Annotated in this window: 16 protein-coding genes and 2 pseudogenes; 15 read left to right on the top strand and 3 right to left on the bottom strand. The window is 46.7% G+C overall.

Features of this window, described 5'->3' with window-relative positions:
* The first annotated feature begins 6 nt into the window (after nucleotides 1–6).
* The 10 genes from DXA20_RS11675 (at nucleotide 7) to DXA20_RS11630 (ending at nucleotide 15,425) form a co-directional block, all read left to right on the top strand.
* Nucleotides 7–2,757 (top strand): transglycosylase domain-containing protein, encoded by a 2,751-nt coding sequence (locus DXA20_RS11675; RefSeq protein ID WP_022307099.1) that lies wholly within the window; start codon nucleotides 7–9, stop codon nucleotides 2,755–2,757.
* 35 nt (nucleotides 2,758–2,792) lie between these two features.
* Nucleotides 2,793–3,299: a hypothetical protein gene (locus tag DXA20_RS11670; RefSeq protein WP_022307100.1), complete on the top strand. Its 507-nt coding sequence runs from the start codon at nucleotides 2,793–2,795 to the stop codon at nucleotides 3,297–3,299.
* Nucleotides 3,300–3,386: 87 nt separating this feature from the next.
* On the top strand, nucleotides 3,387–4,586 hold the full coding sequence (locus DXA20_RS11665; protein ID WP_158577223.1) for a recombinase family protein: 1,200 nt from the start codon (nucleotides 3,387–3,389) through the stop codon (nucleotides 4,584–4,586).
* A gap of 95 nt (nucleotides 4,587–4,681) precedes the next feature.
* Nucleotides 4,682–7,996 (top strand): hypothetical protein, encoded by a 3,315-nt coding sequence (locus tag DXA20_RS11660; protein WP_118560968.1) that lies wholly within the window; start codon nucleotides 4,682–4,684, stop codon nucleotides 7,994–7,996.
* A gap of 63 nt (nucleotides 7,997–8,059) precedes the next feature.
* The gene (locus tag DXA20_RS11655) at nucleotides 8,060–10,711 is read left to right on the top strand and encodes a putative Ig domain-containing protein (protein WP_118560966.1); all 2,652 of its coding nucleotides are present in this window, start codon (nucleotides 8,060–8,062) and stop codon (nucleotides 10,709–10,711) included.
* A gap of 286 nt (nucleotides 10,712–10,997) precedes the next feature.
* A complete protein-coding gene (locus DXA20_RS11650; protein WP_118560964.1) occupies nucleotides 10,998–11,432 on the top strand; it encodes an RrF2 family transcriptional regulator in 435 nt (144 codons plus the stop codon).
* 233 nt (nucleotides 11,433–11,665) lie between these two features.
* Nucleotides 11,666–12,046, top strand: coding sequence for a BlaI/MecI/CopY family transcriptional regulator (locus DXA20_RS11645; RefSeq protein WP_022307105.1), 381 nt, complete (start codon nucleotides 11,666–11,668; stop codon nucleotides 12,044–12,046).
* 232 nt (nucleotides 12,047–12,278) lie between these two features.
* Complete coding sequence (locus DXA20_RS11640) at nucleotides 12,279–13,604, top strand: tetratricopeptide repeat protein (RefSeq protein ID WP_158577222.1); 1,326 nt, start codon at nucleotides 12,279–12,281, stop codon at nucleotides 13,602–13,604.
* Between the two features lie 19 nt (nucleotides 13,605–13,623).
* Entirely contained in the window at nucleotides 13,624–14,925 is a 1,302-nt protein-coding gene (hflX, locus tag DXA20_RS11635) for a GTPase HflX (protein ID WP_330420859.1), read from the top strand.
* Nucleotides 14,925–15,425: a dihydrofolate reductase gene (locus DXA20_RS11630; protein WP_022307108.1), complete on the top strand. Its 501-nt coding sequence runs from the start codon at nucleotides 14,925–14,927 to the stop codon at nucleotides 15,423–15,425. The genes hflX and DXA20_RS11630 overlap by 1 nt, the downstream gene beginning before the upstream one ends.
* 205 nt (nucleotides 15,426–15,630) lie before the next feature.
* Here DXA20_RS11630 and DXA20_RS11625 read toward each other — a convergent pair whose 3' ends face one another.
* On the bottom strand, nucleotides 15,631–16,131 hold the full coding sequence (locus tag DXA20_RS11625) for a hypothetical protein (RefSeq protein ID WP_118560960.1): 501 nt from the start codon (nucleotides 16,129–16,131) through the stop codon (nucleotides 15,631–15,633).
* A gap of 159 nt (nucleotides 16,132–16,290) precedes the next feature.
* Nucleotides 16,291–18,731, bottom strand: a pseudogene (locus DXA20_RS11620) (GH36-type glycosyl hydrolase domain-containing protein).
* Nucleotides 18,732–18,930: 199 nt separating this feature from the next.
* On the opposite strand from DXA20_RS11620, the gene DXA20_RS11615 reads away from it, so the two are divergent.
* A complete protein-coding gene (locus DXA20_RS11615) occupies nucleotides 18,931–19,713 on the top strand; it encodes a polysaccharide deacetylase family protein (RefSeq protein WP_118560958.1) in 783 nt (260 codons plus the stop codon).
* A gap of 27 nt (nucleotides 19,714–19,740) precedes the next feature.
* On the opposite strand, the gene DXA20_RS11610 is transcribed toward DXA20_RS11615, so the two are convergent.
* Nucleotides 19,741–20,094, bottom strand: a complete 354-nt coding sequence (locus tag DXA20_RS11610) for a helix-turn-helix transcriptional regulator (RefSeq protein ID WP_118560956.1) — start codon at nucleotides 20,092–20,094, stop codon at nucleotides 19,741–19,743.
* A 260-nt stretch (nucleotides 20,095–20,354) separates the two neighbouring features.
* Between DXA20_RS11610 and glmM the strand changes: the two genes are divergently transcribed.
* From glmM to clpX, 4 genes and pseudogenes are all read left to right on the top strand, one after another.
* Nucleotides 20,355–21,698 carry a phosphoglucosamine mutase gene (gene glmM, locus DXA20_RS11605; RefSeq protein WP_022307113.1) on the top strand — a complete coding sequence of 448 codons (1,344 nt, stop codon included), beginning with the start codon at nucleotides 20,355–20,357 and terminating at the stop codon, nucleotides 21,696–21,698.
* Between the two features lie 102 nt (nucleotides 21,699–21,800).
* The gene (gene tig, locus DXA20_RS11600) at nucleotides 21,801–23,087 is read left to right on the top strand and encodes a trigger factor (RefSeq protein ID WP_118560952.1); all 1,287 of its coding nucleotides are present in this window, start codon (nucleotides 21,801–21,803) and stop codon (nucleotides 23,085–23,087) included.
* Nucleotides 23,088–23,217: 130 nt separating this feature from the next.
* A pseudogene (gene clpP / locus DXA20_RS18470) lies at nucleotides 23,218–23,804 on the top strand (ATP-dependent Clp endopeptidase proteolytic subunit ClpP).
* Nucleotides 23,805–23,841: 37 nt separating this feature from the next.
* Nucleotides 23,842–25,131 (top strand): ATP-dependent Clp protease ATP-binding subunit ClpX, encoded by a 1,290-nt coding sequence (clpX, locus tag DXA20_RS11590; protein WP_022307116.1) that lies wholly within the window; start codon nucleotides 23,842–23,844, stop codon nucleotides 25,129–25,131.
* The last annotated feature ends 92 nt before the right edge of the window (nucleotides 25,132–25,223 follow it).

Raw genomic sequence — 25,223 nt, 5'->3', positions numbered from 1 at the left:
GCACGAATGAAGAAGGGGTTAAGTCGTATTAAAATGGGGATCCGGGCACTCGTTGGAGTGGTCGGCGGATATCTTGGTGTAATATCAACTATTCTGGGGACAATTTTCGGAATCCTGGCATCGATCCTTGTCGTGGGTCTGATCGCGGGAATCTGTGTATATGTTAAGGTGATCCCGATGTTTACGGAGGCAAGGGAGGTCGTTTTTGACAACCTTGTGAATATGACCGAGGAAGATTTTGTCATGAATGAGGATACGCTGGTATTCGATGACAAGGGGAAGAAGATCGGTTCGGTCAATGCAGGACGGTTTACTTATACGAAGATCTCCAAGATCTCGCCGTATATTTATAATGGATATATTGCGGTGGAGGACAAGCGTTTCAAGACGCATGGAGGTGTGGATCTTTTAGCGACAATGCGTGCCAGTGTGGCACTGCTTAAGAACCGCGGAGAGATCACGCAGGGCGGAAGTACCATTACCCAGCAGGTGATCAAGAACAATCTGCTGTCTCAGGAGCAGACCTTTACGAGAAAGGTTGCGGAGATTTTGCTCGCACCGACGGTGGAGCAGAAGTTTGGCAAGGATAAGATCATGGAGTTTTACTGTAACAGCAACTATTACGGAAACCGCTGTTACGGTGTGGCAGCGGCCAGCAAGTATTACTTTGACAAGAAACCGGCGGATCTGGAGCCGGCGGAGGCGGCGATGCTGATCGGTCTGTCCAATTCGCCGTCCGCTTATAATCCGGTCGCCCATCCGAAGGCAGCGAAGCAGAAGCGTAACGAAGTGCTTCTGAAGATGTATGAGGGCGGTGCGATCACCAAAAAGGAATACAACAAGGCGGTCAAGACAAAGCCGAGTGCACTGCAGATTACCGAGAAAACCTCCAACGAAAGTTACCTGGTCAGCTATGCGGTACATTGTGCGGCGATCTCTCTGATGGAGAAGGAGAATTTTGAATTTAAATACACCTTTAAGACGAAAAAGGAGTATGAGAAATATCAGTCGCAGTATTCTTCCGTATACAGCACCAAATGTGACGATATCCGTTCCGGAGGTTATAAGCTGTATACCTCGTTAAATCAGGCAAAACAGAAAAAGCTTCAGAAGGCAATTGACAGCGGACTGGCTTACAACACGGAGAAGAACTCCGATAACGGCAAGTATGCATTGCAGGGGGCTGCTGTCTGTGTTGACAATAACACGAATTATGTCGTGGCGATCGTTGGAGGAAGAGGCACAAAGGATGCCTATAACAGGGCATATCTGTCAGCGCGTCAGTCCGGAAGCGCGATCAAGCCTTTGATCGATTACGCACCCGGCTTTGAGTCAGGTAAGTTTTCTCCGTCAACGGTAGTAAACGATCATCCGATCAGCAACGGGCCAAAGAACTCCGGCGGAGGATATCGTGGAAGCGTGCATATCCGTGAGGCGGTGGCGCGTTCCATTAATACGATCGCATGGCAGGTGCTTGAAGTGATCACACCGGAATATGGTCTTTCCTTTCTGGATAAGATGCATTTTCATAATCTCAGTTATGTGGACAACGGTAATATGGCACTGTCGCTCGGTGGTTTTACCGAGGGTGTCCGAGTTGTGGATATGGCAAAGGGGTATGCGACACTTGCCAATAATGGTGAGTACAGCGACCGTACCTGTATCAGGAAGATCAGTCACGTTTCCGATGGTGTGATCTATAAGGATGCCGAGGAAAAGACACAGGTATATTCCAAGGGTGCGGCATGGATGATGAGTGATGTACTTAAGGGAGTATTTAATGAGGGCTATGGTACAGCGCGTGCGCTGAAGCTGAACGGCGGACAGATTACAGCCGGCAAGACCGGTACCACGAACTCCAGCAAGGATGTGTGGTTCTGCGGTTATTCGGCTTATTATACGACAGTTGTATGGTGCGGTTATGATACGCCGAGAGCAATGCCGGGTACATACGGTGCCACACTTTCCGGTGCGATCTGGAAGAATTACATGAACCAGATACATGCGAAGCTGACGCCGAAGGATTTTGAGAAGCCGGAGACGGTATGTCTTGCCAAGTATGACAGTAAGGGACGTATCATTGAGGGCACCGAGGTAAACGGTAACCGTAAGCGCAGCTATGGAATGGATTATTTTGCGCGGGATATTCTGGAAGATACTACGGAGTATGTGGATAATGAGACCGATCAGTCCAAGCAGGAGAGGGCACTTAAGAAACTTGAGAAGTTCGAGAAGCTGACAATCACCAGTATGGCGGATTACTATACGTTCACCGAGACATACAACAGTCTCAAAAATATGATCGCATCGATCCAGGATGATGATGTACGCAAGGATTACAGCACCAGATGTAAGGATAAATATGACAGCTTAAAGGATGATTCCGTAAAATGGAAGGACGTCGTGAAGGCATATCAGGAGCAGCAGTCCGAAGAGAACCAGCGTCTTGCCGAGGAATCGTCTGCAAAGGCGGAACAGGCAAGAGAGGAACAGACAAAAAAGACAAGGATTGCACTGGCAAGGACACGACTGAAACGTATGACAGGGCATAAGTACCAGCCGTCCAATATGTCGGATCTGATCCAGAAGGCATTACAGGCAGTGGAGGCATGTAAGAGCTATGCGGAGTATGATGATCTTCACAGTGATTATGTCAGCTACCGGGCAAAGCTTATGTCTCTTCCGACAAAGGAGCAGTATCAGGCAGCCAGCCAGCAGAATGATCCGTCTGATACCGAAGATACCGATACGGAATAATAGAGGAACAGTTGCAGCAGACAGGGAGGATGAGCGTGGAAAAGAGGGAACAGGATTCGTTGATCGCCAAGCAGGAGCGGGCGGTCAGACAACAGCAGCTTCTCGAGAAGAAACGACAGGCGAGAGCGGAATATAATACTTCAGACGGCAGTACGGCAAGACAGGAGAAGAAACTGGAGAAGAGACAGGAGCAGCACCGGAGAAAAGAACGAAAGGCGATTCGTGTACAGGAAAAGAAGCAGGAGAAAAAGAAGCTCAGATTTATGAAATCGTTTCAGAGCGCGGTGGCATTTGATGATGCAGAGGGTGTTTCTGTCAGCGAATGGTTTTTAAGTATCTGCTGGATTAAGATACCGGTTATCGGGTTTGTTTATGTACTTATTCTGGCACTCAGTAAGAAGATACATCCGGCAAAGAAAAACTTTGCCAGAGGCTATCTGGTATACAGATGTCTTGTGCTGATCTTATCTTTGACGATCATGTATGTATTATATCAGGTGGGCTTAAGTTTTATTGATGATATGCTTGCTTTTGTAAAATAATTCTGCCAACACAGACAGGGGATCTTGTGAAATAAATGGAGTCTGCCATACATATAATATGGCAAGATAATGGTGGAAGTGCAGAGTATGAGTAACACACAGACAAGATCAGAGGATGGAGAGAGCGGTGTGACGGCAGTATACTGCCGTGTGTCGAAAAAGTCCGGAAACAGCAGGGAGTCCGGAGACAGTCTCGCCAATCAGGCAGAGCTTGCTATGCGGTGGATCGGGCAGGACGCAGGACTGCGTGGCGGAGAGATCCGATATTTTCAGGACGATGGATATACAGGGACGAATATGAAACGGCCGGCGGTGCAAAAAGCACTCGCCGGCATTTTTTGTGGAAAAATACAAGCTCTTGTTGTAAAAGATTTTTCCAGATTGTCAAGAAATCATCTTCAGTTGTCGGAACTGTTGGAATTAATCCTTCCGGGTTATCCGGTCCGCGTGATTTCAATCGCTGACGGCTATGACAGCGCACGCAGCTCTTACAATATGGACAGTGCCATCAAAAACCTGTTTTATGAATATTACTGCAGAGATATTTCTCATAAGACAAGAGAAGCGCTTTACGGGAAAAGCAGGGAAGGCATTTATGCTGCGGGTCGAGTACCGTACGGATACCGCAGAGACAGACAGGGAAGGCTTGAGATCGTTGAAGAGGAGGCGTTGCTTGTCAGAAAAATTTACGAGCTGTCCTGTCAGGGAGAGAGTTGTCCGTCAATTGCAGCGTATATGAATCAGTCCGGCGGTGGCGGAACGAACCGGAGAGTATGGCAGGCTGCTGCGGTATGGCGTATTCTGCATGATCCGGTTTATGCCGGAAACGATGTGTGGCACAGGTACGAGAACAGATACCGGGATGGCTTTATAACGGAGTCAGTGCCGAGGAGCGGGTGGTATTTACAGAAAAATAAGCGGCTTGCGGTTATTTCGCCGGAAATTTATATGGAAAATAAGCGGTGTCATCCGTTCCCGACTGCAGACGGTCATAAAAAAGGACCCCGTCACATATTTCACGGACTTACAAAATGCGGATGGTGCGGCAGGGCACTCTGTCGTGCGGAAAAGGGAAGTGACCTTTTGGTCTGTAAAACAGACCGGCAAAAAAATAAAATTTCCTGCGACCGGCTTTTGCAAATATGTAAAAGGGTTTTTACAAGGCGGCTGGAAATGGGGGATCTGGAAATAAATGAGGAGATTTTCTTACGGATATTCATAAGTAAAATCGTTGTAAAAGGCGGTGAAATAAGGATTTGTGCGAAAGTGACAGTTGCGAATACATAAACCGTATGATATAATAAAAGACAATTGTAAGCACTTGCATTTACACATGCTTAAATGGTTAAGTGCCTGCAAAATAATATTAAAGGAGAGAAAAAATGAAGCGTATGAACATTGCGAAGCGTGTGCTGGCATGTGGTCTTGCGGTAGCTATGGTTGTAACCGGTGGAAATTATTCCTCAGTGAATGTTTCTGCTGCAAAGAAGACCAAGAAGGCTGCCAAAAAGACAAAGGCAACTCTGTCTAAGAAAAAGGTCAGCATGACGGCGGGCGGAACCGTAACCTTAAAGGTGAAAAAAGCAAACAAAAAGGTTAAATGGTCTGCAAAAAACAAGAAAATTGTGAAGATCACAAAAACAAGTGGTAAGAAAAAGGACACCGTAGTAATTACCGGTCTCAAAAAGGGATCTACCGTAGTTACCGCAAAGGTAGGCAAGCAGAAATTAAAATGCAAGGTTACCGTAAGTGTAAGCCAGCTCAAATCTGTAGCTGTTGACAAGCTGGATTACTCTGCATTAACCGTTAAGCTTGCCAAGAAGAAAGCACTGAACGTAGGAGACATCAAGGTAGCCGTTAAGGCATACAAGTCAGGTGCCTACAATGGGAACCCGAAGGTAGAGGCACTTTCCACAAAGGACCAGAAGACATACCGTGTTTATCTGACATCCTCTGTCGGACTGAACGACTACGTCCGTGTCACCGTAGGAAAGTCCTCCAAGGAAGTTCAGAACAAGCAGAAGTTCTATGTCAAGGAGGGAAACAAAAATCTTCTTTTAGAGAAGGATGTGATTGCTCAATACGATCTTGACGGGTTCTTTGAGCAGTCCGTTGGCTATATTTCCTACTCTTTGAAGAAGGGAAGCAAACTGCCGAAGGGATTGACTCTGGTTGGTAAGAGAGGTCTTCTTAAGGGGATTGCCACCGAGGCAGGTGTGACAGAGTCTACACTGATCGCTAAGGATGAGGCAGGCAGAAAAGCAACACTCAAGCTTACCTTTAAGGTATACGATGAGACAACGATCGCCGCTGCTGATTCTTCCGACAACAAGATCAAGCTGGATGATTACATGGCTTCCATGAATGCCAGCAGACTTGCAACAGCAGTACCGACAGCTGCTCCAACTGCAGCACCTTCCGTGGATCCATCTGAGTCAGAAGCTCCATCTATCAAGACAGCAGCACCGGCTCCGACCGCTACTGCTACCGTAAATCCGGAGGTTACACCGGATCCTGAGAAGGTATACACAAGTTATGATATTCAGCCTAAGGGAGGCTCCGGCAGCTACAAGTATGATCTGGTTCAGACCGGTACCGATGCAGGTGTTACACTTTCTACAGATGTAACAGATGCTAACAATCAGGTTACCAAGAAGGCTGCAGGCAGCACCAAGCTGTACATTCCTTATGGTCTTGCAGCAGGAGATCATGTATACACGATCAACATTACCGATGCAGCAGATGCGGCACGTACAACAACGGCGACTGTTACAGTGAAGGTTGTTGAGAGCTTCAACATCAGCGGTACGATCAAGGATACAGCAGATACGCCGCTTTCCGGCAATGAGAAGATCTACTTCTATCCGGCAGAGGCGAATAGCAGCAGCGATTATGTAGCAGGACGTACATTCCTGAAGCGTTCTCCAAAGCAGAGTACGGGAAGCTTTTCTTACAGCTACACAGAGCTTACGGCAGGAAACCATCCAAAGGGATATACGAATGGAGCAAGCCGCAAAGACTATGAATGTGCAAATGGAGATAAGTATGAGGTATATACGCATACAGATACTGCACAGGCAGGTCCGTTCCCTCAGCCTACGATCCTGACAGAGGCACCGACAGCGGCTCCTTCTGCAGCGGCACCGACAGCAGCACCGGCAGCTTCCGCAGGTGCAACACCATTTACACAGCCGGTTATCGAGGCCGGTAATTATGCGGCAGAGGTACCTGCAGGTACATACACCGTCAAGGTACAGGGTGCCAACGGCGTGAGATATCAGCTTGACGGAAGCGTATCCGTAGCGGCTGATGCACTTGCAGCAGTGAACCTGACAATGCCGGTTCGTTTTGCAAATATCAAGGCAGTTGCCAAGTTTGCAAATGATAAGGTAGTTGCAAACAGCACGGTTTATTTTGAAACAACCAACAAGAAATACGAGCGCATGTCCTTCCAGGCCAGAACAGATTATCAGGGTGTATTTACAGCATCTCTTCCAGCCGGAACTTATGAGGCTTACTGGCTTGATGAGCATAAGCAGAAGCAGTATTTTTCCGGTCAGATCAAGGTTCAGGATGGCATGAATGCAGAGCTTGGTGATATCAAGCTGGCAATCTCAAGATTTGAGGTATCCGGAACATATTCAGTACATACCACAGAATGGGACAGTGCTTCCGGCAAGGATGTTGAGGTTGATAAACTTACCGGTAACAGAACACTGTATTTCTTTGATGCAACCGGAAATGTGACAAAGGTACGCACCAGGTATGACAAGACTTATGATTCAACGCAGCATAAGACAGTATCCGGACCAAATGACGGTAAATATTCAAACGTCCTTCTGGACAACGGTACATATACCGTTCGCTGTGATAGCAGCTATGATGGTCTTAGTACACTCGGAACAGTTACGATCAATGGTGGAGATGTACAGCAGAACTTCGTATACAACGAGATGTCAGCAGGATTGACTGCTGAGTTTGCAAATGCAGCAGTTCTTACACTGGAGCAGGAGAGCGTCTTTACTTCTACCGGTAACAACGATCTGCTTGTGAAGTTTGCAATTCCTGAGACACAGGGACAGACAGAGGTAGCGTATGATGTAACTGCTATGCTCAATGGCGGAGATATGCCGTCATTCATCTCTGTTTATAAGGAGCCGGCAGGAGATACAACTTATTATCAGTATGTTGATGATTTCAGCACGAACGGTAAGATCGATCTTTCTGCAGGAACTTATATCATGAGATTAACACCGGCAGGCAGCTACGGACAGAAGCTTGGTAATGTGAGTGTTAAGGTATCCAAGCATCTGGCTGCATATGAGAAGAGTTCTACTGCGCTGACAATTGGAACTCCGACGTCTATCGTGTGTGCCAAGAATGTGGCTGATAAGGACTTCAAGTATACGGCATATGTGAAGATTTCCGTTGAGAAGGGTAAGAAGTATGAGGTGAACTATGCATCCAAGACAATCGGCGCAAGTCAGATTTCCGTTTCACCGGTTTCTTATCAGTATATTGATGATTTTGAGAAGGTAACAAAGAATTCTGACAGCATCGATGATGCCATCAACGGCATGGGTGAAGGCGCCGGAAAGATTACATTTACGGCATATGAATCCGGCGATGTTTATCTGGAATTCTATACCGATGCAGCACTTTACACAACGATCGATGTGAGTGCAGTGGTAAAATAAACCACGGATCAGGTAAATTGCAATGAAATAACTTGCTTCATTTATAATAAAGGAGATGAACCGATGAAATTAAATAATTTCGCAAAGCGCGCATTCGCCGTAGGTTTAGCTCTGAGCATGGTGGTATCCGGAAGCGGTGTCAATACAGACATCGCTACGGCTGCCAAAAAGCCAAAGCTTAGTAAAAGCAAACTTACGATCAATGCTGGTAAGACAGCAACCTTAAAGGTCAAGAATGCGAAGAAAAAGGTAAAATGGTCAACCAATAAGAAAAAGATCGTGAAGATCACAGTAAGCGGCAAGAAGAAAGAGACAGCTGTTATCAAGGGTCTCAAAAAGGGTAAGGCAGTTGTTACGGCAAAGGTCGGCAAAAAGAAGATCAAATGTAAGATCGCAGTAAAGGCACAGAAGCCAAACTTCAAGTCTGTTTCTGTAGATACTTACGATGATTCCTGTCTTGTACTGAACCTGAAAAAGAAAGACAGTTCTCTGAAGGCAGAGGATCTTACCGTAAATACAAAGTCTGAGACAAACGGTGCATTCAATAATGCAGTCAATGTCCAGAAGATCGTTGCAGTAAACGCAAAGAAATACCGTGTATATCTGATGGACTCCATTAACAATGGCGGATATGTTCAGATCACCTCCGGTGTCAGCAAGGCTTCTACACAGTATAAGCTTCCGTTCCAGGCAAAAAGCAAAACCGGTTCGGTAGATGTTCTGCTGGAAAAGGGCGAAAACTGTGTGGAGAGTTTGAGCCGTCTGTTTGAAAACCAGATCGGAGACGTGAAGATCGCTATTACAAAGGGAACTCTTCCTGCAGGTCTGGAGCTTGATAAGAAGTTCTATATGATCAAGGGAATCCCTACAGAGGCAAAGACCTCACAGGTAACGATCAAAGCAACCGATGAGTTGGGAAGATCAGCAACACTCAAGGTAAACTTTGGTATTTATGACAATACGACACTTGCAGTTGGAAACAGCAACGGTGAGATCGCATGGACTCACACGATGCAGGAGAATGCAGCTGCACAGGCAGCAGCCAACACAACAAAGCTTGATATCGACAAGCTGGATGATCCAAGCGACTGCTATGCACAGACTTACAGGATCACACCAATGGGTGGTTCCGGAACCTATACATATACTCTGGATACACCGGATAATGCAGATGTCAGACTGACAACCGATAAGATCGCTGATGATGCATCCAAGACAGTGACAAAGAAGGCTGCCGATGAGACAACGCTTTGCATTCCATATTCTATTACAGCAGGAACACATACCTACAAGGTAGTGATTGCTGATGTGATGGATGCAAACCGCACCTGTACTGCAACAATCACTGTAAAGGTAGTTCCTTACTACACGATCAGCGGTGTTGTAAAGAGTAACAATGGTCTTCCGATCAGCGGTGTGTGTGTAGACTTTATCTCACCGAAGGAAGGCGAGGAAGTAGACAGTGCGTATACTTCTCGGAGATATAATGGTGCATCACTCCGGCATGGTAACGGATATGCTACCGTTGCTTACTACGAGGCAGAGCTTCCGGCAGATACCTATATCGTTAAGGTAGAGGGAGACGTTACATATGAGGCAACAAGCAAGCTGAAGGTTGCTAAGGCAGACAAGATCGCAAATGTTACAGTTCCGGAGCGTTTCTATACAGTAAGCGGAACGGCTGCCTATTCTAATGGCAACAAACTGAAAAAAGATGTGATTGAATTTGAGTGGAAGAATCATCAGTATGAGACATATAGTGGCGATTTCGGTGTTGATACCAACGAAACAGGTAACTTCAGCGTTGCACTTCCGGAAGGAACCTATACCGCATATGTGAAGGATGAGAAGGGCAATAGAAAGTACTTCAGCAAGAATATCAATGTTACCAATAAGGATGTTTCCGTTGGTACGATCAAGGCAACACTGGCACGCTACTCTGTAGAGGGTCTTGTATTCAACGGAACCTCCATTGATGCACAGACACAGTTTGCAGATAAAATTGCTGATACACAGCTCTACTTCTACAACGATAAGGGACTCTGTGTTGCACAGCCTAAGACGGATTCAGAGGGATATTACAAGGTATTTGTACCGGGTGATGCAACATACACCGTGAAGATGCGTTATGCAAATGCAGTTCGTACACTGGGAACCGTTGCAGTTGCAAAGGCAAATCAGAAGGATATCAATCTGACATACGCAGTTGCTACCGATATTGCAGGTGCTACCGCTTATACAGCAAATCCTCTTGCACCGGAAGCAGTTCTGAATTCTGTTGGCGGCAGCGATGTGATCTGGAGCTTTACACCGGCTGAGACAGGCATTTATAACCTGGCTGCATCAACCGCAGTAAACAACGGCGCTGAGCTTGCACTGTTTGATGCCAATATGCAGTATATCGCAGGAAGTACAACTGCTAAGGACGATGATTCACCGGCAGTTCTTACCACAAAGATCTCTAAGGTTGTACTGGAAGCAAATAAGGTATACTACATCAAGGTTCAGCCTACAGGCGTGAAGGGATCTAATCCATACACTCCTCAGGCTCAGGGTGAAGTGAAGTTAGCAATCACCAAGGAGGCAGTAGCAACACCGACTCCTGCACCAACCACAACACCGGAACCGACCACAACACCGGATCCGGATAAGACACCTGCTCCTGCATCGACCGCAACCGCAGAACCAACCGGTACACCTGATGTGATCGGATAATTGACTGCATTAGAGCTGGTGCTTTGCAGAACAATGTAATACATGCATCTGTCTTTCGGACGGATGATCTGGAGACTGTGCTTTTGCACAGTCTCCTTTTTTGTGGCATAGGAAAATGCTCGTAATGTGGTGGGAATCGAGGGCGAAACACTGGTTTTGCCTTTTTGGCTGAGTATTCCGCTAATTCATAGATAAATACTATGGAAAAATTCGGGTAAATGAGTTATAATAATAAAGTTATCAGGAATGCAGTGCGCCCCAAGTGCGCAGAAAGGGTTGATCATATATGAAGATATCATCAAAGGGAAGATATGCATTACGTCTTATGCTGGATATTGCACAGCATGATAATGGAACTCCGATACGCATCAAGGATATTTCCATGCGTCAGGAGATTTCCGATAAATATTTGGAGCAGATTATTTCTATTTTGAATAAGGCAGGGTATGTACGCAGTATCCGCGGTCCGCAGGGAGGCTATCTTTTGACTCGCCTGCCGGAGGAATATACGGTCGGCATGATCCTGCGGCTGACAGAGGGAAGCCTTGCACCGGTAGCCTGTCTGGAGAGCGATGTCAACACCTGTGATCGCAGCGAGAACTGCGTGACGCTTCGTGTCTGGGAGAAATTAAAGGATGCGATCGATGGTGTGGTCGATCATATCACACTCGCTGATCTGTTGGAATGGAGCCGGGAAGGTGGGGACAATTACTGTATCTGACCCGCACTCGAATGGAAAAATTCTACTTTTATGAGTTATGTACTATTATGAATTGTTTCTTAGTTGTCATTCACAATTTGGACAAAGAAAGTTCAAAAAGAAATCACAGGAAAGTGCTTGACCCATATAATACGATTTGTTACATTATAAATGTAAAGCATATAATAGTTCTTGCAGACTAAATTATGCATAATGGTGAGAGGACTAAACAGATATACTAGGAGGATTTCATTATGAGAGCAAAGCCATTGACGGAGAGTGAGAAGATCACTATGAAGTGCGTATGGGATATAGGGGATGGAGCAAGATTATCACGTATTATGACTCTTGCAAACGACAAGTATGGTAAGGAATGGAAACCACAGACAGTTTCTACATTTCTTGGCAAGCTGGTTCGCAAAGGTTTTGTTGAGCAGTACAGAGACGGAAGATATTTCTATTACCGTATTCTGATCGACAAGCATACCTATCGTACCCAGATGATCCGTGATGATGTGGAGTTCTGGGATGATGACAGTTTAGAGATGTACATTTCTGAGTTGTTCGACAAGAAGACATTTACAGCAAAGGAACGCAAGCAGTTAAAGAGCCTTGTTGCAGCAGCAAAGGATTGATTTTGAGCCTGAGAGGATCATTTGTACAGACCTGAGGTCACAATGAGAGAGAAAGGGAGCCCTTCCGTTATGGAAGGGTTTTCTTTTTACCTGTGTATGGAAAATGCTCGTAATGCAGTGTGAATTAAGGGAAAAACGCCGGTTTTGCCCTTTTGCTGTTTTTATGCTATACTTTTAGGACAGAATGTGTTAACCAGAACGATACGATTTGTATAGATAGATGGAGGCAATTATGAGAAAACAGACATGGCTGGCAGCGGTAATCTTAAGCTGTGGCGTATTGATGGCAGGCTGCGGTTCCGGCAACCGTTCCTACCAGAAGGGGATCAAGGCGATGCAGGCAGGAGAGTATGAGGATGCCGGTACATTTTTCAAGAAGGCGATCAAGGAAAATGATGAGCGTGCCGAGTATTATATTGCTTATGGCATGTACCTGAATGAGCAGGGCGAATATGAGGAGGCTGTCAAGCAGTTTGAGCGTGCTTATCAGGATACGGAGAATACCATTGCCAATGTAAATAACAAGCAGGTGTACCTCGGTGAGGCAATCGCTTACACGCATCTGCAGAAGTACGAAAAGGCATTGTCTCTTTGCAAGAGAGCATTGAAGCTTACGAATACAGCCTCTCTTGATAACAGGATATGGTGCAGTGAGGGAGTTGTATTAGAGGCACTGAACCGTCCGGATGAGGCGCTTACAGCGTACCGGAATGCAGTAAAGGGTAACAAAGAGAACTGGCAGGCATATTTCCGCATGGGTGTGATCTATCAGAACAATGGCGATTCCGATGCGGCAGGGCAGGCACAGGAGTATCTGCTTTCAGCCAGTCAGAAGGGAGACCGCGAGGCAGGATATTATCTTGGCATGCTCTATCTGGAGCAGCAGGATAAGGTCAAGGCGAAGAAATATCTGGAGAAATATATCAAAAACGGCAGTGGGGAATATCTGCTTAACGCTTATAATTCATTGGCAACGCTTGCGATTGAGCAGGAGGATTACAGTCAGGCGGATGAATATCTGTCAAAGGCACGCCGTGCGGCGAAGGGCGCTGCGGCAAAGCAGCTCTGGAAGAATCAGATGCTGCTGATGGAACGTCAGGGACTTTTCGGTGAGGCACTTTCGATCGCACAGGAGTATTTAAAGCAGTATCCGGATGATCAGGCAATGAAGAAGGAGTGCCGTTTCTTAAAGACGAGAAATGAAGTGGCGAAGGGCAATGAGGCGGTACAGAGCCAGACGTCAGATGCAGGTACATCACAGACAACAGGCAGCGATGACACAGGAGATAACACAGCTGCGGGTACCGGAGCGGATAATGATAACGTGTCAACGTCAGCAACAAGAGCAACTGCTACGAAAGCTCCACAGTCGCAGACATCAACAATGGGAACCACCGGAAGCACGGCAGCACCTAAAAGTACAGCAGATACAGGACGTACCGGTACAAGCACGACAACGGCACCAACGGCAACGAGACGGCCGGCAGGAACAACGTCGACGGCGACACCGGCAGGTACCGCCTCCTCTTATATTGATACACAGGAGAGCGTAAATTAGCCGGTACGGCAGAGTGTGAATGGCAGGAGACAGAAAGGGAGCAGTTATGGCGGACAGATTATATGATACCGAAGAACGGCAGGAACGTATCATTCTTGTCGGGGTAGAGACGGCAGAGGGCGATGATACCAGACAGTCCCTGGAGGAGCTGGAAGAGCTTGGTCAGACAGCGGGAGCAGTTACGGTTGGTATGGTGATACAGAAGAGGGAACGCATGCATCCCGGCACATATATTGGTAAAGGAAAGATCGAGGAGGTAGCGCAGCTTGTCCGCAGCAGACAGGCGGATACCGTGGTTTGTGATGATGAATTAAGTCCGGCACAGCTTCGCAACCTTTCGGATGCACTGGATGTCAAGGTGATCGACCGCACGGTCATGATCTTAGATATCTTTGCAAAGCATGCGACTACCAATGAGGGGAAGCTTCAGGTGGAGCTGGCACAGCTTCGCTACCGTTCTTCTCACCTGATCGGTGAACGGTCAGAGCTTTCCAGACTTGGAGGCGGAATCGGTACGAGAGGTCCCGGAGAGCAGAAGCTGGAGCAGGATCGCCGCCTGATAAGAAATCGTATTTCCCAGCTTAAAAAGGAACTGGAGCAGGTTACAAGAACGAGAACATTGACAAGGAAGAAGCGTCAGGAAAATTCCATTCCGGTTGTGGCGATCGTTGGTTATACTAATGCCGGTAAGTCTACGCTTTTAAATTATCTGACCGGAGCAGGGGTATTGTCGCAGGATAAGCTGTTTGCAACGCTGGATCCAACGACAAGGAAGCTGACCACTGAGGAGGGAGAGGAATTTCTTCTTACCGATACGGTCGGCTTTATCCGTAAGCTGCCGCATCATCTGATCCAGGCATTCCGCAGTACGCTGGAGGAGGCAAAATATGCAGACATCATCCTTCATGTGGTGGACTGCTCCAATCCGGATATGGATGCACAGATGTTTACTGTGTATGAGACACTTCACCGGCTGGAGGTCGGTGACAAAAAGATCATCACGGCATTTAATAAGATCGATCTTTCGGACGGAGCAGATGTGCTGAAGGATCTGAAGGCAGACAGGACGGTTCGTATTTCTGCCAAAACGGGAGACGGAATCCCGGATCTGATCGAAGCAATTTCAAAGACTGCCAGAGAGGGAAAGCTTGTCGTGGAGAAGACGTTTTCCTATGCGGAGGCGGCTGGAATCAGTACGGTGCGAGGCATTGGAAAGATCCTGGAGGAGGATTACCGGAACGAGGGGATTTATATTAAGGCAGAGATCCCGGCAGAATATGAATATTTATTTGTAGATAAGAAACCGAAGGAGGAATGGTAATGAGACTGATCGCAGCGGTAGACAGCAATTGGGCGATAGGCAATAAGGGGGAGCTGCTCGTAAGCATCCCGCAGGATAAGAAGCAGTTTCAGGAGCTGACGATGGGCGGTGTGATCCTTGGCGGTCGAAAGACGATGGAGGGACTGCCGGGAGGAACGACATTAAAGGGACGAAAGAATGTGATCCTCACCCGAAAACAGGATTATCGGTACTCCGATGCGGTTATTGTTCACAGCATTGAAGAAGCACTGGAGGAGATCAAAGCCTATCCGGAGGAACAGATCTATATTATCGGAGGAGAGCAGATATACCGCCAGTTTCTTCCATACTGCGACAGAGCATATATCACAAAGATTGATTATCATTATGAGGCGGATACGCATTTTCCGAATCTCGATGAGGATCCGGAGTGGGAGATGACGCACATCTCCGACGAACAGACCTATTATGATCTCGAGTATTATTTTACGATCTATCAGAAGAAACAAAAGAGCAATTAGACTTTTGGAAGATAAGAAAGATTATGGGTACAGTGATATATTCCATGTGTGGAGTTTGTGACTGTATCAAAACAAGGCAGTTCCTTTTCCTTTAAGAAAAGGGGCTGCCTTATCTGTTTATATCGTGTTATACTGTAACAACTGTTGTCGGATCATCCCTTTGCATCAAATACCGGAAGTGCATCATACACCTCCGCAAGCGGTGTTACATCGCTGTCTGAGTCAATATCTCCGGCATATTGTCGTTTCTTGCCGCGTTTTTCTTCCTCCTCGGCTTCCTTTCTGGTATCCGGAAGTCTGCAGTAACCGGGAGTTTTGCGAAACTCCTTGTAGCTTCCCGGTAGGTTGCAATGATCGCATTGCGGTCCGGATCCTTCTCGGATACATGTGCGATCGCATCATTGACCACATCCGAAACCTCCTGCTTTGATTTGCACTTCTTCATCTGCTCCGTCAGCCACTGGCGTTTCTGTTCCATGCGGCGTGCTTTCTGATATGCTGCAGGATCGTTCGTCCGCAGAAATGCCAGCTCCTGTGAGGTCAGCTTCTGACCACTCTCCAGTTTCGCAAGAAGCTTCCGATGATAGCTTTCCCGCTCCTCATCCGTCATGTCCGGTGTCGGATCGGACATTTTAAACAGTGCTTCCTTGATCACCTGATTGATATTCTGTGTGCTTTTTTCTTCTTTGTTTACAGATGCATCCATTCTATTTCCTCTATTCTGTCATGATATGGTGAATGCCATCCTTTGCCTTCCCGGATATAATATCGGCATGATCGGAGAATCTCTGAATACCAACAAAAAACGATCCGGGATTTTCTTATCCCGGATCGTTCTCAATCGGTCAATATAAAGGAGAATGGATTAGCCCATTACAACAGTTACGTTGTACTCGGTCTTACCCTTCTCATAAGGAACAACAGTTGTTCCGGTAAGCTCTTTGCCGTCTACGATCAGCTTGGCAACGCCCTTCTCAACCTTATTGTCGTTCTCAACGGTGATGTTATAAACACCCTCGCGGTACTTTCTTGTCATGGTGAACTTCGTTCCCATCTCGGCAGGGATACAAGGATCAATGCTAAGTCCCTTCAGAGTAGGAACAACACCGAGAATGTACTGGGATACATTGACAAATGTCCATGCAGCAGTACCTGTCAGCCAGCTGTTCTTAGCCTGACCGAAGAAGTGTGCATCCTTACCGGCGATCATCTGAGAATATACATATGGCTCTGTGCAGTGGATCTCACTGATGTCCTCGATGTAAGCAGGGCATGTCTTGCGATAGATCTCAAATGCACGGTTACCGCGACCGATCACTGTCTCTGCACAGGAAACCCAAGGGTTGTTGTGGCAGAAGATACCGGCGTTCTCTTTATATCCAGGTGGGTAAGAAGAAATCTCACCAAGCTCTACATGATATTTGGTGTATGGAGGCTGAAGGAGGACAATACCGTACTTGGAATCAAGCTTCTCCTTAACGGAATCCAGTGCCTTTTTGGCTTCACCGGTCTCCACACCGACACCGGCAAGTACACAGAAGCCCTGTGGCTCAATGTAGATCTGACCCTCTTCACATTCCTTGGAACCAACCTTGTCTCCATGTGCATCGTAAGCACGAACGAACCAGTCGCCATCCCAGCCGTCCTTGAGGATCGCATCGTTCATGGCAGAAACCTCAGCGCGGGCACGGTCAGCTTCATCCTGCTTGCCGATGAACTCACAGAGATCTGCATATTCTTTACCATATTTCACGAACATACCTGCGATAAATACAGACTCTGCAACAGGTCCCTCACTTGGACCGAAGGTCTGGAAGGACTCGCCGGGCTGCTCAGAGAAGCAGTTTAAGTTCAGACAGTCATTCCAGTCAGCACGACCGATCAGAGGAAGGTTGTGAGGTCCCTTGTGATTTACGATGTAATCGAAGGATCTCTTCAGATGCTCAAGAAGAGGTACTGCGGTTGACTCATCATTATCGAATGGAACCATCTCATCGAGAATCGTTGTATCACCTGTCTCACGGATGTAAGCAGATACACAGGCAACAAGCCACATTGGATCATCGTTGAAGCCGGATCCGATATCTGCATTACCTTTCTTGGTCAGTGGCTGGTACTGATGATAAGCACTTCCGTCCTGGAACTGGGTAGAAGCGATGTCAATGATTCTCTCACGGGCACGCTCAGGAATCAGATGTACGAAACCGAGCAGATCCTGACAGGAATCACGGAATCCCATACCACGACCGATTCCTGACTCATAGTAGGAAGCGGAACGGGACATGTTAAAGGTAACCATACACTGATACTGGTTCCAGATATTTACCATACGGTCTAATTTCTCTTCATCAGACTTTACGGTAAACTTGGAAAGAAGATCTTCCCAGTTAGCTTTCAGGGCAGCAAGGGCAGCATCAACCTGTTCGTCTGTCTGATATTTTGCAAGAAGCACATCGGCAGGCTTCTTATTGATAACGTTTGGAGCAACGAACTTCTCATCCTTTGGATTCTCGCAGTAACCGAGAACGAAGATGAAGCTCTTTGTCTCACCCGGCTCAAGAGTAACATTGATCTGATGGGAGCCGATCGGATACCATCCACTGGTGATAGAGTTGTGGGACTTGCCCTCCTCTACAACCTGAGGATCTGTTACTCCGCGGTATGCACCGAGGAACTCGTCGCGGCTTGTATCAAAACCGTCAACCGGAGCATTTACAGAATATACTGCAAAATGATTACGACGCTCGCGGTACTCTGTCTTGTGATAGATCGTAGAATCAACAACCTCAACCTCACCGGTATTTAAATTACGCTGATAGTTGGTCATATCATCCATCGCATTCCAGAGACAGAACTCAATGTAAGAAAAGAGAGTAAAGCTCTTCTTCTCGGATGACTTGTTTGTCAGTTTGATCTGATTGACTTCACAACTGTCGTTCAGAGGAACAAATGCAAGGAGAGATGCCTCCAGACCGTTCTTCACAGAAGTGAAACGGCTGTACCCCATACCATGGCGGCACTCATAAGAGTCAAGCTCTGTTTTGACCGGCATCCAGCCGGATTCCATACGGTATCGCCGTCCTTGATGTAGTAATAACGTCCACCCTCATCATTTGGAATATTGTTGTAACGATAACGGGTCAGACGCAGAAGCTTTGCATCCTTATAAAAGCTGTAGCCTCCGCAGGTATTGGAAATCAGCGAGAAAAAATCGGTGCTTCCCAGATAATTGATCCAAGGAAGTGGCGTCTTCGGTGTGGTGATGACGTACTCCTTATTTGGATCATCAAAAAAACCAAATTTCATATAGTCCTCCATTCCGCCGTAGCACGGCATATAGTATAATGTCGGTCTGAAACAGACCTAAGTAATTAAAGTATATCGTAATATGAGGGGGAAATCAAGAAAATACTTAAAGATTTTCGCAAACATTTTCGGCATTCCCGGCATAGAAGGAAAGAAAACAGAATAGGGTGAAACAAAGGGTGATATTCAGGATGGAAAAATGACGGAAAATAAGAAAAAAATGATATGTCTGGCAGGGCTTACACTACTGACCGCTGCAGCAATACTCGGGTTTGAAAGAAAACAGGTGAAGAGGTATACCGAAACGCTCAGCGTAAATGTGACAACGCAGCCGGCAAGTGCTGTCCCGAAAGGAGCAGCGACATCACAGCCGGTAGTCTATCTGACCTTTGATGACGGACCAAGCTGTCTGACACAGCAATATCTGGATATTCTGAAAAAGCATGATATTCCGGCGACGTTTTTTCTGATCGGGCAGCAGGTGGAAGAGATGCCGGAGGTGGTTGAAAGGGAATTGAAAGAAGGGCATGAGGTCGGAGTTCACACTTATACACATGAATCGTGTGATATCTATCAGTCCTGTGAGGCATATTATGAGGATGTTCATAAGGTAAAGGATCTGCTGGAGGAGAAATTCCGGTATCAGCCGAAGCTGTGGCGGTTCCCGTGGGGGAGCGCAAACTGTTATATCCGTTCTTATAAAGAAGAAATCGTGGAAAGACTTCATGAGGAGAAGATGGAATTTGCGGACTGGAACGTCAGTGCGGAGGATTCCGTCGGGCATCCCGGCGTTGAGAGCATTCTTGCTAATGTGAAAAAAGATGCCTTCCGGGTACAGGATCCGGTGGTGCTGATGCATGACTCCGGCAGTAACCGGGCAACGCTTGACAGTCTGGAGGCAGTCATTACTATGTTTGAAGAGAAAGGATACCGGTTCCAGACATTGTCGCAGCGCAAAACCTGCTGTCATTTCGGAGAATGACAGCAGGTCCGGTACGGCCGGGACGGATCAGGGGAGAAAATCCCGGAGAAGATAATACAGATAACTGACCTGACGCGGAGTCAGCTCGTCACACAGGGGAAGCAGTACTGTCAGAAGCTTGGATGGCGAAATAACCTGAAGGGAAGCCGAATCCGAAGCGGAAAGAAAAAGATCATTGGGAGTGGCATTCAGGTAATTGCATATTTCAATAAATTCCGTAAACGAGGGAAGATATTTCTGGAGCTCAATTCCATTGATATAACTCCGGTTGTGCCCGAGATCGTAGCTCATGGCACATGCGCTGATCTCTCTGGCTTCCCGCAGCTTGGCAAGCTGGAGTGCAAAATCTTGGGTCTGAAGTGCGACAGGATTTTTTTTCATTTGTTTGTGTACCTCCTAAAAGTTGGTGATTATAATACTATTTTATAGAAATTATGCTAATTTTACCAATAAATTTTTACTATATGCCGTGTTGTACACGGCAATTTTAAATTTTGAGAAAGACAGGGAGATTTTTTCAGGGGACAGGGAAATGTTTACCGTGCCGGGTAAAAGCATTGATTTCAAAAAATGAATATGATATGATTGAAATACTGCGATAATTACAAGAAACGTGTTTTTGGAAAGGAATGAAATCAGTTATGAAATATTTTGGAACAGATGGTTTCCGCGGAGAGGCGAATGTAAACCTTAATGTGGTACATGCATATAAAGTCGGACGATTTCTGGGATGGTATTATGGACAGGAGCACAAGGCGAAGATCGTTATTGGAAAGGATACCAGACGCTCCAGCTATATGTTTGAGGATGCACTTTCCTCAGGACTTACTGCCAGCGGAGCAGATGTTTATCTGCTGCATGTCACCCCGACACCGAGCGTGTCCTATGTTGTGCGTACCGAGCAGTTTGACTGCGGTATCATGATCTCAGCAAGCCACAATCCGTATTACGATAACGGTTTGAAGGTGATCAACGGAAACGGTCACAAGCTGGAGGCAGAGGTTGAGGAGAAGATCGAAACTTATATTGACAGTCCGGAGGATACGATCCCGTTTGCGACAAGGGATAATATCGGACGCACGGTTGATTATGCGATCGGAAGACACCGCTACATTGGTTATCTGATGTCACTGGCGACACGTTCCTTCAAGAATGTCCGTGTTGGTCTGGATTGCGCCAACGGCTCCTCTTATTCCGTGGCAAAGGGTGTGTTCGATGCACTGGGTGCCAAGACCTATGCGATCGGTATGGAGCCGGATGGAACCAATATCAATGATAACTGCGGCTCCACTCATATCGAAAACCTTCAGAAGTATGTTGTGGACAATGATCTGGATATCGGCTTTGCCTATGACGGTGATGCGGATCGCTGTCTTGCCGTAGATGATAAGGGTCAGGTAATCGATGGCGACTGTATTCTTTACCTTTGCGGCTGTTATCTGAAGGACAAGGGAGAGTTAAACAACAATACCGTTGTGACAACCATCATGTCAAACCTTGGTCTGTATAAGGCATTTGATAAGGTTGGCATTTCCTATGAAAAGACGGCGGTCGGTGACAAGTACGTCAATGCCAACATGATGCAGTATGGACATTCTCTCGGAGGAGAGCAGTCCGGACATATCATCTTCAGCAAGTATGCAGTGACCGGTGACGGCGTGCTTACCTCTTTGATGCTGATGGAGGTCATGCTGGAGAAGAAACAGAAGCTTTCCGAGCTTCGAAAGGGCCTGACGATCTATCCACAGCTTCTTAAAAATGTCAGAGTCGGGGATAAGCCGACAGCCAAAAACGATCCGGATGTGGTGGCAGCTACTGAGGAGGTCGCAAAGGCACTGGGCGATAACGGTCGTATCCTGATCCGCGAAAGTGGCACGGAGCCGGTGATTCGTGTGATGGTTGAGGCAGAAACGCAGGAGCTTTGCGAGAAGTATGTCGACCGGGTTGTCAAAGTATTGTATAAAAAGGGGCATGTAATCCCATAAATTTGTGAAAAAGACTTGCTAATGTGGAATTATTCATGCTATAGTATATCAATGGTTAATTGCGGCGTATTGTCCGTGAAATATTAAGGAGGAAATTATAAAATGAGTGTACAGGTAGAAACTTTAGAAAAGAGTATGGCAAAGCTGACGATCGAGGTGAGCGCAGAGGAGTTTGAAACTGCATTAGATAAAGCATATAAGAAAAACAAAAGCAAGATATCTCTTCCGGGCTTCCGTAAAGGTAAAGCACCACGTGCGATGATCGAGAAAATGTATGGCGCAGGTGTTTTCTATGAGGATGCTGCCAATGATCTGATCCCCGGAGCATATGAGTCCGCAGCAAAGGAGAGCGAGCTTGAGATCGTAGCACAGCCTTCTATCGATGTGACTCAGATCGAGAAGGGCAAATCATTCATCTTTACAGCAACTGTTGCCGTAAAGCCGGAGGTTACTCTTGGAGACTATAAGGGAATCGAAGTAGAGAAGAAGACAGCAGAGGTGACCGATGAGGAGCTTCAGGCTGAGATCGATAAGGTTCGTGAGAGTAATTCCAGAATGATCACGATCGAGGACAGAGCTGTTGAGGATGGCGATATCACAACAATTGATTTCGAGGGATTTGTAGACGGTGAGCCGTTTGAAGGCGGAAAGGGAGAGGATTATCCTCTGACCATCGGATCTCATTCCTTCATTGATAACTTTGAGGAGCAGCTCATCGGCAAGAAGATCGGTGAAGAGACAGAGGTCAACGTAACATTTCCGGAGCAGTATCAGGCTGAGGAACTGCAGGGTAAGCCGGCAGTATTCAAGGTGACGGTAAAGGAGATCAAGGTGAAAGAGCTTCCTGAGGTGGATGATGATTTCGCACAGGATGTATCTGAGTTCGATACCGTTGACGAGTACAAAGAGGACTTAAAGAAGAAGCTTCTTGAGAACAAGGAAGCAGCTCTTAAGAGAGAAAAGGAAGAGGATGTCGTAGGAAAGATCATCGAGAATGCAACAATGGAGATTCCGGATCCTATGGTAGATACACAGGTTCGTCAGATGGTACAGGAGTTTGCACAGCGTATCCAGTCACAGGGGCTGTCTCTGCAGCAGTATATGCAGTTCACAGGCATGACACCGGAGAGCCTTACCGCAGAACTTAAGCCACAGGCATTAAAGCGTATCCAGAGCCGTCTTGTTCTTGAGGCTGTTGCAGCAGCAGAGAACATTGAGACATCTGATGAGGATCTTGAGAAAGAGCTTGAGAAGATGGCGGAGATGTATCAGATGGAAGCAGACAAGTTAAAAGAGCTGGTAGGCGAGGAAGAGAAGAAGCAGATTTCCCTTGATTTGGCTGTACAGAAAGCAGTTGAACTGGTTGTTGACGCTGCCGTTGAGAAATAAATCATGTATTTCAGGCGTCAGTCGCTGTCCTGCCCTTCCGGCAGGCGGGACTGGCGTTTTTTACAACGAAAACGCATAATTGTGCCCGCAGCGTGAGTTTTGCGGGCGGAGAAAGGAATGAAGGGTTAGTATGAGTTACAGTATACCGTACGTCATTGAGAAAACGAGCAGTGGAGAGCGTTCGTATGATATTTATTCCAGATTATTACAGGATCGTATCATTTTCCTGAGCAATGAGGTCAATGATGATATTGCGAGTCTGATCGTGTCCCAGCTTCTGTTTCTGGAGTCTCAGGATCCGGGCAAGGATATCAGTCTTTATATCAACAGTCCGGGAGGCTCTGTGAGCGCCGGATTTGCGATTTATGATACCATGAACTACATTAAGTGTGATGTGGCAACCTACTGTATGGGACTTGCTGCCAGCATGGGCGCATTTCTTCTGGCAGGCGGTGCCAAGGGCAAGCGTTATGCAATGCCGAACGCAGAGATCATGATCCATCAGCATCCGGCGGCGCGAAGGGACAGGAGACAGAGATCCGCATCGTTGCAGAGCAGATCTTGAAGACAAGAGAGCGCCTGAACCAGATCCTGGCAGAGAATACAGGAAAACCGCTTGATATCATTGCAGCGGATACAGAGCGCGATAACTATATGACCGCCGAGGAGGCAAAGGCATATGGTCTTGTAGATCATGTTATTACAAAGCGTTCATAAGTGGGATATCATTAAAATTATATGATTGGAGATTAGAATGGCAGGAAAGAAAGACGAAGGCAGATTAAAATGTTCTTTCTGTGGCAAGACACAGGATCAGGTACGAAAGCTGATTGCCGGACCGGGGGTTTACATCTGTGAGCAATGTGTTGATCTGTGTAACGAGATCATCGAGGATGAGCTGGAAAGCGGCAACTTATCTTACGACAATGGAACAGAGATCAATCTTCTGAAACCAAAAGAAATGAAGGAATTTCTGGATGAGTATGTGATTGGTCAGGAGGATGCCAAAAGGGTATTGTCTGTCGCTGTTTATAATCATTATAAGAGAGTATTATCAGAGAAGAGCATGGACGTGGAGCTTCAGAAGAGTAACATCATCATGCTTGGACCAACCGGTTCCGGAAAGACATTTCTGGCGCAGACACTGGCAAAGATCTTAAACGTACCGTTTGCGATTGCCGATGCGACAGCATTGACGGAAGCCGGTTATGTCGGTGAGGATGTGGAGAACATTCTTCTTAAGATCATTCAGGCAGCAGATTATGATATGGAACGTGCACAGCACGGTATCATTTATATTGATGAGATCGACAAGATCACCCGCAAGGGAGAGAATGTTTCCATCACGCGTGATGTATCAGGTGAAGGTGTTCAGCAGGCTCTTTTAAAGATCCTTGAGGGAACCGTGGCAAGCGTGCCGCCGCAGGGAGGCAGAAAGCATCCGCATCAGGAGTTTTATCAGCTTGATACGACCAACATCTTATTTATCTGTGGAGGAGCCTTTGATGGTCTGGATAAGATCATCGGTTCGCGTATCGGACAAAAGTCCATCGGATTCAATTCTGAGATCGCAGATAAGCAGGATGAGAATGTCGGTGAGCTTTTCAAGCAGGTTCTCCCGGAGGATTTTGTCAAGTTTGGTCTGATACCGGAGTTGATCGGACGTCTTCCGGTAAACGTAGGTCTGGATCTTCTGGACGAGGAGGCTCTGGAGCGCATTCTTGTCCAGCCGAAAAATGCGATCACCAAGCAGTATAAAAAACTGTTTGAGTTAGACGGCGTGAAACTGACCTTTGAGGATGGGGCAATCCGTGCAATTGCGGAGAGAGCAATTGAGAGAGGCACCGGTGCGAGAGGTATCCGTGCGATCATCGAGTCAGTCATGATGAATGCAATGTATGAGGTACCATCGGATGAGGATGCCGTAGAGTGTATCATTACTGAGGAAGCGGCGAAGGGAAATGCAGAGCCGATCCTGGTAACGAAGGATGATGAGCGCAGAGAGATTTCTTCAGAGTCAAAGCCGAAGGATGAGATTGCGTAAGAAAAGATAAAAGAGAGGGCTGCTTTTTGGCACCCTCTTTTTGACAATAAATCGGTCACAGAGGATATCTGTGAATAGAAAGGAAACAAGAA

This window comes from Roseburia sp. AM59-24XD (assembly GCF_003478445.1).
Classification (GTDB): domain Bacteria; phylum Bacillota; class Clostridia; order Lachnospirales; family Lachnospiraceae; genus Jutongia.
Note: the sequence above shows the minus strand (reverse complement) of the source record. Positions and strands in the feature narration are given on the sequence as shown.